The organism is Rickettsia sp. 109562A South Dakota, from assembly GCF_055791265.1.
The window spans coordinates 93274-105606 of record NZ_JBTEYY010000002.1 but is presented as its reverse complement, the minus strand read 5'-3'; the positions used below and the strand labels follow the sequence as shown (position 1 = coordinate 105606).

Here is a 12333-nt window from a genome sequence, read left to right as displayed (position 1 = left end):
TACTGTAATGTCAAGTCGATGTTTACAGTAAGTACATTTGCTTCAACATATTTGTACTTACTGTTTTTTTTCTTACATAAGATCGTCACTCTTATACTCAATCAAAATTATATATTAATTTAAATAATGTCAACTATATTCTTATTAAATAAGAATATTTATAGGTTATAGTAAAACTGTGTCAGTTGTACAAAATATAAGGAAATTTTTACAAACTAAGTTTGAAATGGATGCTTCGCTTAGACAAAAATTAATCAAAGATGGTGGCGTCCCTCCCTCAGTAGTGTCAGGGTTAATAAATGAAAGAAAAGTTAACCCTCACTTGATAAGTATAGTGAAAATAGCAGACTATTTTAACTGTTCAATAGCAATGGTGTTAGGTAGTGATAAAAATAATAATAAAAGGTTTGTATATAAGAAGCTTACACAAGATCAAATATCGAATAATTTAAAAGATAATATAAGGGAGCTAATCAAACACAAACAAATTAAGCCTGTTGATTTATCGAAAAACATAGGAATAGCAGAAAATAGTATAAAGGAGTTAATTCAAGTAAACTCCAGTAAGAAACTACTTAGTTTAAAAAGCGTAATTGGTCTATCTAACTATTTAGAAACAACAATAGATGAACTAATAGGAAGAAAGTAGTGCAAATACACACTACAATTGTAGTGCATTATTATACTACAAACTATCTTTTAAAACCCTTATTAACTTATCATTACTAAGATCTTTAGAGTGCAATATTAATGCCTTAATAAGCCTTGACTCACTAATTTTTCTTCCTAATGTAGAACTAATACGATTTTGAGTTCCTTTTAATATATCTAGTGTACATTGGTCTAATCTATAACTCCTAGGATATTCTTTAAAATTTGTCTGTCTAACAATACTTTCATTATATTGAATACTATCTATTTGTTTAATACTAGATAGCTTACTATGTTGTGCTCTATCTACTAACTTAGTCATTGTATATTTATAACCTCATGTGCTAAAGAACTATAATCAGATACTGCTTTACAGGTAGGGTCATATATATGAATTGGTATTTGTGCAATACGAGACTGATTGATAACTTCAAATTTTCTAATCCTTGTTTGTAAAACCTTGTCTTTGAATGTAGATAATTCATTTTCTATGTAATAATTAGTCTGTTTATTACGTACATCATACATGTTACGAACTATGTAATAATTAATATTAGTTCCTTCTTTTATTTCTCTAGCTGTATGTATTAAATCAGCAGTACCATCTAGTGCTGCTTTATCATAAGTTATTGGTATTATTATAATATTAGCAGAATATATTGCATTCACTGTAATAACACCTAAATTAGGAGGACAATCTAAAATAACATATTCATATTTATGCAAATTTTTAATACTATTTATTAAGATTTTTTCACGATGATTACGAAAAGTCACTGATTCTGATGCTTTAGAAAAAAGAATATTGCTATGAATTACGTCAAGATTTTTTATAAATACATCTTTGATTTTGGCTGGATATATAATTTGTTCAATATTAGTAGAAGGCTGAGAAAAAAGATCCTTGATAGTATATTTAATATGTAAATCACTTTTAAAAATCTCGCAACTATGAGCCTGCGGATCCATATCTATAATAAGTGTACTATAATTCAAATATGCAATTGAATATGCTAAGTTTGCACTAATAGTAGACTTTCCAACTCCTCCTTTCTGATTAATTACAGCAATAATTTTCATATTAAATCATTTTATGTTAATACAAATATAGTGCAAAATATACTACATTTGTATTAATATATATTACTACAAAAAATAAAACAAATTAAAAATAAATTCCTATTTAATAAGAATTTTTATTGACATACTTATTCAATAAGTTTACATTATATACATGTAAGTACAAATATGTTGAAGCAAATGTACTTACTGTAAACATCGACTTGACATTACACATATGACACAGAAAAACAAACTAACATGCTCTAGAGGAGCATTCACAGAAGTATTTGAAAAATACAATGTTTTTAACAGCACCCCCCAATACCTAACTCCCGACTACTTCCTATCTAGCAATAGGAGGGAGAGCTACTACAGCAGAAAATATAGCGTCAACAATCTTAAGCCTCAATCTAAACACAGCAAAATAGCACAAGTAGCATCAATAGTATTAGTATCACTAGGTCTTCTTGCGACCGCAGTAGAAGTAGAGGCATCAGATAGTATTGAGTTACAAAAAGAGGCATCATCAGGTAAGAAGAAAGAATCAACATTTGAAGCTATTCACTTAAGTAGCTCTTTACTGGATGTAGTGCCACAACTTCCTCTAGGTGTAGTACCAAATCCTCCGTTGATGCCGTCAGCTCCACCACCGCCACCTACCTTTCAACCTATGCCTGATTTACTAGGGGATAATATTATAAAGCACAATACAGACTTTATGCAGGCAATGAAAGATATAATAAAAGGTAATTTCAAGTTAAATAAAGTAAAGAAAAAGCCAGAACAAGGATTATTAAAACTTAAGGTGAATTTATATGGGGGTCTGCTATGAATCAGGAAAAATGCATATATGCAAAAAGATTAATAGATAAGCTGGTTAGATTTAATAGAAGAGCTACAAAACAAGGAAAAACCCTGGTGGATATTAAGCAAATCAAAGAGGCTATTTTTTTTGCTCAAAAGTATCATGAAGGACAGTTAAGGCATTCAGGAGAGCCATTTTATAGCCATCCGTTAGAAGTGGCATATATGGTATCAGATTACTTATTTAGGACGGACATGATAGTAACTAGCATACTGCATGACACATTAGAAGATACAGAACTAACTTATGAGGAAATAGCAGCAATATTTGGCAGAAATATAGCAGATAATGTGGAGTCTTTAACGAGGATTAAAGAGGATGGTAGCAAAATCAGCAGTTCAGAAATAGTAGAAAGTCTACGTACAAGTGGTAGGGATGAAATATTGCTAATTAAGCTATTTGATCGATTAGACAACATCAGAACTATTTATTACAAGCCAAAATTAAAGATCAGAAAGGCAATAAAAGAAACACGGGAATATTTTGTACCTGCAGCTAGTTATCTAGGAGTAAATGCGGTGTACGGAGAATTATCGTACATCTGCAATAGTTATTAAAGTAATTAAAAAATAAAATTAATCATAGGAGTATCAGAAGATAAAAAAGCAAGAAAAAGAACTTAGAAGAAATGAAGAAGTGTCAGAGTATTACAACGAAGGCAATAGCCTATACGATCTCGGAAAATACGAAGAAGCAATCGGTGTGCCAGGAGAAATCTGGTTGAATAAGGAGGTGATATGTCTCTTTAGCCAAGGAGTAACTAACCGGCTAGAATCGAGTTTTGCAGGTAGCAAAGTAATGTATTAACTGAAGCGTAAACAGGGTGAATGTAGGCCGAAACGAAAGTGAACGACAAGAGAGCCTCGAGAACTTTGATTAATGCCGGAAGCTGACACTGTCGATGATGTGTTAAGCGATATGGTGAGTTTAATACTATTATCCGGCGGGGTATGGGTCGTCAGCATACATGAAACTGTTCAATCAAGGAACCTGGGAGATCCTAAATACAAGGAGTTTGAGCCGTATATCAGAAAAACGGCAGAGCAGCATATTAAGTTACACCATCAGACATATTTAGAAGAAGCAGACGGCGGAAAGGCTTTAAAGGAGCTTGCTGAAATCATGAAGAATATAGGCTGTAAGGGGTTCGAAGCAGAAAATAGTAAGAATAGTGCTAAGTCCACAATGGGAAAAATTAAAGGTGTCTTAATAGCAGGTGGAAAATTTGGTTTTAATGTTGTGTTAGAAAGTTTAAAGCAAGGTGTTTTTAAGAATTATGTAAAACAGCAGGCAATAGAGCAATCTAAAAAAGTAGGCAGATACGTTACGCACTGTATAGCGGATAGATTTAAGAAGCAAGCTAAGTGGTAAGACTGCAAACTGTGACAACAATAGCATTGCTGCTGAAACATTAAAACAAAATGTGATTGGCACTAATAGCACTAAGCCAAAATCTTCAGGGATGGGGCGGTAAATAATAGTCAGAGATTAAACTTCAGTAATTATAAATGTATCAAACAATAGATCATAAGATACACGGAATAATATTTACGACGCGAGAAATAGATATTATTGCGTGTATTATGAATGTTAATGGTCGGAAGAGAATTGCTGACATTTTAAATATATCGCCACGTACTGTAGAAGTGCACATTAAAAATATTCTTATTAAGATAGATGGTAATTCTCAAGATGCCATTAAAGATTTTGTAGGTAAATCAGATAAGTTAGCATTAATACAGCAACATTATATTAGTTTATTACTGAGGAAATTATTTTTAGTACAGATTGCAAAAGTAGCATCGCAGATACAATTTAGAGAAATATTATGCCAAGTAAAATGTGAGGATATAAAGTTTTTAGAAGATATCATTCATTATTTAAAATTAGCAAAAATTAAGATTAGCAATATTGCTGATAATCATGATGCACACAAAAAGCTAACTATAGTAGTTTTAAGGGAAGAACACTTGTTAGAATTAACGAGCGGCAAGAGTTTACATAATAGAATATTTGTATGTTTTGATAAGGGATTAAGGGATAAGTTTTTAGAAAAATTTACTAGCATTAAAATCATAGATTGTTTTGAACCAAATCAAACATATAGTGCAATATTTAAGATAATACAGGTACTAGCACCAGATATTAATTTAAATCAAGATGTTGAGAATTTTAATAAACAAAGTAAGCAAATTATCAATTTAAAAATAGCTTTATCATATGAGGAGTTACAAGAAAATAGGAAACTAGGGAAGAAAACATTAAATAATACTCGGATTATAATTGGAATTTTAATTGTTGCATTAAGTATAGGGATAATATTTGCAATGTTCACACATAAACACAATGTATCAACAGCCATGAGTATCAATTTTTTTCTTCCGGATCAGAAAGTATTACTTAGTAGGAGGACCATAGACAAGCAATTAGAGAATATTTTATCAAGATCCGATGGCATCAATGTAGCTGTGTTGTTAGGGATTGGCGGTGCAGGAAAGAGCACTATAGCAAGACAATATGGCAAGGGTCGTAAAGCCTCTATAATATGGGAAATCAACGCAGAGACAAAGCATAGTATATTATCCTCATTTGAGGCTCTGGCATACGCATTATGTAACAATAATAATGATCGGCAAGAGTTACGTAATATTTTAGATATCAAAGATTTTGTAAAGCAAGAGGAGCAATTATTGCTATTTACGCAGAAGCAGTTAAAGCAATTAGGAAGATGGATAGTTATTTATGATAATGTTCAGTTATTAAAGGATATTTTGGTTTATTTACCATTGAGTCAGGAGTCTTGGGGCGAGGGTAAAGTAATTATTACGACTAGAGACAGTAATATAGTTAATAATGACTTCATAGATGAGAATAATGTTATTAATGTTGGTGAGATAAGTACGTCAGAGAAGATAGAGTTATTTTATAAGGTAATTGGCACTCCATCTATGATATATACTTTTAATGAAAGAGAAATAGAACAATTTTTAGCTGCAATACCATCATTTCCTTTAGATGTGACAACAGCAGCACATTATATAAAATCAACAAATATAGGATTTGCTGAATATTTAGAAGAAATAAAGCTATCAAACGCTGAATTTAATGAGTTGCAAGCTTCAGTATTAGATGAGGTGAGTCAATATAGCAAAACACGTTATAGTATAATAACGCTAGCACTACATGAAATACTGAGATCACATGAAGAATTTAAGGAACTAGTATTATTAATATCTTTACTTGATTCGCAAGAGATTCCAAAAGAGTTATTATTTTGGAATAAAGACAAATATATCACTAATCATTTTATACAGAATTTAAGGAAACAGTCTTTAATTATCAGCACGCATTTTGAAGTACCGGATAATATTCGAAGCTTTTCTATGCATCGTAGTACACAAAATAATATATTAGTAGAAATGATAAATTTGCTAAGTAGAAGTCAAAGAGAAGAATATATAAAGAATATCTTATATAACATCCAGTCATATATATTACATCAAATTGATTTAGAAAACACTGCACGTTTAAAAAATATCATAAGACATTGTAAGGCTTTATTAAGCAAAGAGAATTTACTAAGTACAATATCTATTACTTCACTAAGGAATGATTTGGGTATTATTAGTTACTATTTAGGGCAAGATCAGGAAGCAAGAGAAATATTAGAGGGCAATTTAAGTTTAAATAATAGTTTAGAAGACAGAGCATTTATATTAACTCATTTAGGAGCGATATATAGGAAGTTAGGTCAAAATTATGACAAAGCTATATCATATTTGCAGGAAGCAATAAGGATCTATGAGAGCAGTGTGATAGCGGATACAAGAATAGGTTTAGCATTAATGCATTTGGGTAATACGCATAGGACCCTGGGGAATTTATCTGAAGCAATAAAGATCTTAGGAAGGAGTGTTGCTATTTACCATCAGCACGAAGCGGTATCAGTAGGAGAAATAAGAGCATTGGGATATTTAGGAGTAGCATATCGTGAGGCAGGGGATCTTATTAAGGCAAGAGAATGTTTAGAGGAAGCAAAGAGACTGTATGATCGTTTTAAGTATCCTAAATATAATTCGGTATATGCCGGGACTTTAGCACATTTAGCGATCACTGATAGAATGATGGGACAGTATCATACGGCAAAAGGGTTATTAGAAGAGAGTATAGAAATTTATAAAAATATCAGACCTATAGATCATCCTGATATAGGTAGGAATGTAATGAATTTAGGGATAATTTATGGTGAGTTGCAAGATAATAAAAGATCACAAGAGTTATTAGAGAAAAGTCTTATAGATTATGAACGTAATTATGGCAATGAGCACATAGAGACGGGTAAAGTACTAAATCATTTAGGTCGATTATACATATTGACCAAAGACTTTAACAGAGCAGAAGAGGTATTAACAAGAGCCAGTAATATTTTAGTACGAAATATGCATCCAGAAAGTTATCGGTCTTTTGAATTAATGGGTGATTTAAAGATGCTATTAAGTGAGGATAAAGCTGCCATAAGCAATTATCACAGAGCATTGGAGCTTGCCATGCAATCTTTTTCTAAAAAATCTATGCATATTATTAGAATCAAAGAAAAAATTAATAACATCACTCAATATTTAGAATCTTCCTAACCTTTGTATTGTATCAAACTCTTATTTAAACTGGGATTGCAGGATATAGCGATGCACTAAAAACACATCTTTATATGTAATCTGAAATATAATAAGAATAGCATAATACTACTAAAACGTGTGACGTACGTCATAAAAAAAGCTACGTACGTCGTTATGACGTATATGAAAAATATGGCAAATATGTGATAAGGAATGCAAAGCAAGTAATGGTGTATAAAAAATGATGATATACACACAGAAATGCTAATTAATTTATTGTGGTATGAGTAGAGCAATAAAATATGAAAAATAATTTTAATCAAAAAAGAGTAAAAATTATGCAGAGATTAGATAATAAGAGCAACAAAGGTGCAGTAATAAAATATATGTTAATAGCTGGAGCAGTGATATTAATAGGATTTGATGCAAATGCAGCATGGGATCTAAGTAAGCAGATTGGGGACAGTATCATAACCCCTGTAGCTAAGGCATTTAAAGATTGGGTGTCAGTGATTATCGGTATAGCAGCAGGAGGAGGTTTAGCACTTGGAACACAAGGTGATTTAAGAGAGCGATCAAAAGTAGCCGGTATTGGATTCTTAGGGGGATATGGGGTGATTGAAGTTATTAAAGCTATGAGCGGCATCTAAGATGTGAAGTGGCATTAGGAGTATAAGCTATGAGTGCGCCAAGGAAAGTGCGTAAAAATCAGTTGGTGAAAATCCCACCTATGCAAAGTCTAACCAACAGCATAGAAGCAACTATTGCATTACAGGAGGCGACAAATGTGATGAAGCCAGTAGAAGCGACATACCAGGCTGCAACGCAAGTGAAGGTGTTGAGCCCCGAAATATCCAACATTATAGAGGCCGACGTTTTTCATAGTGCGGAAGGCAGCATGAAGGGTGACGTAATGGTAAGTCACAACTCACTCTATCGGGGTCGGAGTCCGGTGGCATGGTATGAGATGGAGTTTACGTAAACTTGGGAGATCTTCTGTATTCTCGAAAGAGTATGTTGGGACAAGTCAAAATAGGCAAGAACTGACAAATGATACAGAAGAAGTCGGACTGACTGATAGTACTCGGAGTATAGGAAAGCTATGTACATGGGGAAGCGGTCAGCAATGGAAAGCTTGGTTGAGTACCGTTCAAGATAACACGCTGAGGTTATTATAGTGATGCAGGTTAAACTCAATCAAATAGCTAAAAGAGCGAAGCAAGATAAAAGGCTAAAATTCACATCATTAATACATCATGTTAATGAGGCTAATCTTGCAGAATGCTATCAAGTGCTCAAGCGTAATAAAGCTTGTGGGATTGATGGTGAGACAGTGGAAGCATACGGTATTAATCTAGAAGATAGGCTTAATCAATTAGTGGAATCGATAAAGTTGAAGCAATATCGTCCTAAACCAGTAAAGAGGGTATATATCCCAAAAGCTGGTAAGAATGAGAAGCGTGGCCTTGGTATACCATCAGTTGAAGATAAGTTAGTTCAAATTATGCTAAAGCAAATCTTAGAACAGATTTATGAAGCTGAGTTTTTGGATATGTCTTATGGATTCAGACCTAAGTTAAGCTGTCACGATGCAATAAGAGCATTACACAAAACGGTTATGACTAAGCCAATTAATTACATTGTGGAAGTAGATATTAAAGGGTTCTTTGATAATGTTAATCACTATTGGCTACAACGTTGCTTAGAGGAGAAAATTGTTGATCGTAATTTATTGTGGTTAGTAAGAAAATTCTTAAAAGCTGGAGTAGTTGAGGATGGAAAGCAGTTAGTAACGGAGGTAGGCACTCCTCAAGGAGGAGTGATTAGTCCATTACTTGCAAACATCTATCTTCATTATGTACTAGACTTATGGTTTAAGAAAGTTAAATCACAAGCAAAAGGACACATGGAGCTAATACGCTACTGTGATGACTTTGTAGTATGTTGTGAAAGTGAGAAAGATGCAAAGAATTTTCTAGATCTGCTACATGTAAGGTTAGAAAAGTTTGGTCTACAGGTATCAGAAGATAAGACTAGAGTTCTTAAATTTGGACGAAAAGTTTGGAAACATGCTCAGGGAAGTAAAGAAAAAGTAGAAACTTTTACCTTTCTTGGGTTTACGCATTATTGCGGTAAGAGTAGACAAGGGTATTTCGTTATGGGTCATAAGACGAGTAAGGAGAATCTTTGTCAGAAGCTTAAGGAAACTAAGGAATGGTTAAAGAATATACGTAATAAATTGTGTCTTAAAGCATGGTGGCCAGTACTTAAATCTAAATTAACGGGCCATTATAATTATTTTGGAGTGAGTGGTAATTATCGCTGTCTCTATAAATTTTATAAGTCGATCTTTTGGATAGTATTCAAGTGGATAAATCGTCGCAGTCAGAAAAAGAGTATGAATGTCAAAGAGTATCAAAATTATCTACAGTGGAATCCACTACCAACACCGAGGATATGTAATGCAATGTATTAATTCTAGCTTTATAGTAAATGTTTCATTGAGGAGCCGTGTGCGGGAAAATCGCAAGCACGGTTCTGTGGGGGTTACCATAGCATGGAACTAATTTAATTAAAATATGGAGTAAATGTTATGGTTTCTACCCGACCGGAGAGCAATGAGATGAAAGAGCAAGCACAGGAAGAGGATATACTAAGTAGCATTGATGTGGCTAAGTATTTCTCAATTTTGGTGAATAGAGAAGCAGATGATTTAATAACAGTAAAAAAGTTACATAAGCTAATAAATATATGTTATAGATTTTTATAGGTCTGTCAGAAACTTTATGTATTGCCAAAGTAGCTTTTGTTCTAATTTATCTTACATCAACTTAGAAAAACTAAAAATAATTATTTAAGGGAAGAAACTTTTTAATGGACTGTTGCGAGATGAAAAATTTTTGATAATATTATAAAATACATACCCTGAAACCATGATATTTTCGTTCTAAAATTAGAAAATTTTAAACAAAAAATTCACCTCGCAACAGTCCCTTTACTAATGAAATATTACCAGTTAATTGTTGCATAATTTCTCCAGTGACTAAAATTAATTAGTAATTATAATTAATAACACTTAACAAGGAAAATATTATTTAGTTATACTAAATAAGTAAGAAATAATTTACGACAAGTTGATGTCGTTTTTAATGTGGGTATTTACAAATTAAAAGATAATTAAACTTAAGAATTTTATATTCATTAAATAAAACTAGGAGAATGCGAATGAAGAGAATAAGTATAGAGGATTTGAAAAAAGAGCAAGCTGCAAATAAGTTATATAAAGAAGCCAAACAGATATCGCATGAAGCATGGAAATTAGCAATAGCTAAAGCTGATGATAAATATAATAAGGAAGTAGAAGCAAAATTTCAGGAGGTAAAGAATAAATTAGCTGAAGCAGATGCACTCATTCCTAGTAATAGTGAATATCAGAAGTGGACTGTAGTCGAAAGGTTTTTGGCAAGTTCTGTAGCAGATAATGATTCATATTGTGACGTAAAACGTTTTGAAATAAAGAAATGGTTTGAATATCATACACGTTTTCTTAATAAACAGATAAAACACCCAAGTGGTTATATGGTTGAAACTATCTACAACATACTATCTGATAGTGAATGTTGGAATGGTTTTGAGCTTAATAGAACTGCTATTGCAAAAAAATTAATGATATCTAAAAGGTCAGATGGTGAAAAGTTGGAGGGTTTTGAGTTATACCATATTGCTTGTCAGTTTTGCTTAGAAGATGAGATCAATAATATATTTGAGGAAAGTAAAAAAGAAGGATATCCTATAGAAGAATATATACGTAGTGCTACTAAATTACCAAATCTGAAAATTTTTTGGTATTATCATGCAAATGTTATTAATGTTGAAAACCCTAATCCAGAGATGGTTAGTAAGTTTAAGAAACTAGCAGGTGATATAGAAGATAAGCAAGTTTTGTATAGATATGGGATTGATTGTGCAGTAGCACGAGGCAGTAAGGAAGCGGTAGAATTTTTTTGGAATAAACTACCTAATAAGAATCTAGAGATTCTAATAGAGACAGCAATAAATACTAAAAGCAGTAGTTATGCCCCTAGTCATTCTTACATTGCAGCTTTTTGTGTTGAGCAACTAGATTCTTGTGGACAACCAGATATCTTTAGGAAACTTATGAAAGACGATTTGGTAAAGAATACTATATATCATGATAATTATTCTCATGTTATGGCTAGTTTAGAACAAAATTATTTTTATAAACATATAGAAAAAGTAATGAAGCATTTAAAGCCGAGTGATTTTCCTAAGAAAGAGTATGAGGAATTAACTTGGTTTACATGTAAGAATATAGTTTCTGGTCCTAGGGCTGTATTTGATCAAGCAGTACAGTTTTTAACTTGGCTGTGGGATTTACCAGGTTATGAAAGTCATCAACAACATTTTTATGACACTGTAGAGACAACATCTAGTATATTAGGTGATCTTATAAAAATTGGGGTATTAGAACCTGTTCATAAAATCCTTAATTCAATGGATAGTTTTCATACTAAATTATTTACTCTAACGTGCCAAGAAGGAAATAATGTTTGTTACAGTTTATACACTCAAAATGAAGGAAAGTTATTACAAAAACTTTTAAGTTCTATTAAAACTACTGTTAAAAAACCTACTAAAAAGTTTTTAGAAAAATTAGACCAAGATGTACTGCAAAAATTAGAGGGTGTGTTTGATAAGAAACTAGCTTCTTATAAAGGAGAAGGTGATAGTTGTGCAAGTGATGATGTTTCAGTTTCTTTGCAAGCATTTAATTTTTACAAGCAGTATGATAGGCAATCACTAGAAAAGCTATTATGTGATATACTTGGTGATGCTAAGGGAGGGAAAATTTTATATAAAATAGATCAGGCAATGTCAAATAAATTAAGTAATATGATTGCTAATACGCAGAAATCATATAAAGAGTCCCTATTTTATAACTCTAGTGATAGCGATCACCATGATGCTTCACAAGATGATAGTGGTTCATTGGATACTGAAGTATTAGTGATGGGAGAAGGATATAGTGCTGAATTTACTAACAGTTAATAGTTAATAGTAAATAGTTTTAATAATAAGCTTAGCACTGTTATCTCTTTTTTAAGTAGGTTGTGATTT

At 32.2% G+C, this 12333-nt stretch carries 12 protein-coding genes; 10 read left to right on the top strand and 2 right to left on the bottom strand.

The features are described 5' to 3' along the window. Nucleotides 1-178: 178 nt before the first annotated feature. On the top strand, nucleotides 179-649 hold the full coding sequence (locus ACIAS7_RS07620) for a helix-turn-helix domain-containing protein (protein ID WP_473199490.1): 471 nt from the start codon (nucleotides 179-181) through the stop codon (nucleotides 647-649). 36 nt (nucleotides 650-685) lie between these two features. Here the strand turns inward: ACIAS7_RS07620 and ACIAS7_RS07615 are convergent, their stop codons facing one another. Beyond that, nucleotides 686-973 (bottom strand): hypothetical protein, encoded by a 288-nt coding sequence (locus tag ACIAS7_RS07615; protein WP_473199489.1) that lies wholly within the window; start codon nucleotides 971-973, stop codon nucleotides 686-688. Next, the gene (locus tag ACIAS7_RS07610) at nucleotides 970-1731 is read right to left on the bottom strand and encodes a ParA family protein (RefSeq protein ID WP_473199488.1); all 762 of its coding nucleotides are present in this window, start codon (nucleotides 1729-1731) and stop codon (nucleotides 970-972) included. The genes ACIAS7_RS07615 and ACIAS7_RS07610 overlap by 4 nt, the downstream gene beginning before the upstream one ends. 217 nt (nucleotides 1732-1948) lie before the next feature. On the opposite strand from ACIAS7_RS07610, the gene ACIAS7_RS07605 reads away from it, so the two are divergent. The 9 genes from ACIAS7_RS07605 to ACIAS7_RS07565 all read left to right on the top strand — a co-directional run bounded on the left by ACIAS7_RS07605 (nucleotide 1949) and on the right by ACIAS7_RS07565 (nucleotide 12264). Beyond that, on the top strand, nucleotides 1949-2545 hold the full coding sequence (locus ACIAS7_RS07605; protein ID WP_473199487.1) for a hypothetical protein: 597 nt from the start codon (nucleotides 1949-1951) through the stop codon (nucleotides 2543-2545). After that, on the top strand, nucleotides 2542-3135 hold the full coding sequence (locus ACIAS7_RS07600) for an HD domain-containing protein (RefSeq protein WP_473199486.1): 594 nt from the start codon (nucleotides 2542-2544) through the stop codon (nucleotides 3133-3135). The genes ACIAS7_RS07605 and ACIAS7_RS07600 overlap by 4 nt, the downstream gene beginning before the upstream one ends. A gap of 322 nt (nucleotides 3136-3457) precedes the next feature. Continuing rightward, nucleotides 3458-3949 (top strand): hypothetical protein, encoded by a 492-nt coding sequence (locus ACIAS7_RS07595; protein WP_473199485.1) that lies wholly within the window; start codon nucleotides 3458-3460, stop codon nucleotides 3947-3949. A 137-nt stretch (nucleotides 3950-4086) separates the two neighbouring features. Beyond that, the gene (locus ACIAS7_RS07590) at nucleotides 4087-7212 is read left to right on the top strand and encodes a tetratricopeptide repeat protein (protein ID WP_473199484.1); all 3126 of its coding nucleotides are present in this window, start codon (nucleotides 4087-4089) and stop codon (nucleotides 7210-7212) included. Nucleotides 7213-7532: 320 nt separating this feature from the next. Continuing rightward, nucleotides 7533-7844, top strand: a complete 312-nt coding sequence (locus ACIAS7_RS07585) for a hypothetical protein (protein WP_473199483.1) — start codon at nucleotides 7533-7535, stop codon at nucleotides 7842-7844. Between the two features lie 312 nt (nucleotides 7845-8156). Continuing rightward, entirely contained in the window at nucleotides 8157-8372 is a 216-nt protein-coding gene (locus tag ACIAS7_RS07580) for a hypothetical protein (protein ID WP_473198443.1), read from the top strand. 2 nt (nucleotides 8373-8374) lie between these two features. Then, nucleotides 8375-9670, top strand: a complete 1296-nt coding sequence (ltrA, locus tag ACIAS7_RS07575) for a group II intron reverse transcriptase/maturase (RefSeq protein ID WP_473198444.1) — start codon at nucleotides 8375-8377, stop codon at nucleotides 9668-9670. Between the two features lie 117 nt (nucleotides 9671-9787). Beyond that, on the top strand, nucleotides 9788-9964 hold the full coding sequence (locus ACIAS7_RS07570) for a hypothetical protein (RefSeq protein ID WP_473199482.1): 177 nt from the start codon (nucleotides 9788-9790) through the stop codon (nucleotides 9962-9964). 455 nt (nucleotides 9965-10419) lie between these two features. Then, nucleotides 10420-12264 (top strand): hypothetical protein, encoded by a 1845-nt coding sequence (locus ACIAS7_RS07565; protein WP_473199481.1) that lies wholly within the window; start codon nucleotides 10420-10422, stop codon nucleotides 12262-12264. The last annotated feature ends 69 nt before the right edge of the window (nucleotides 12265-12333 follow it).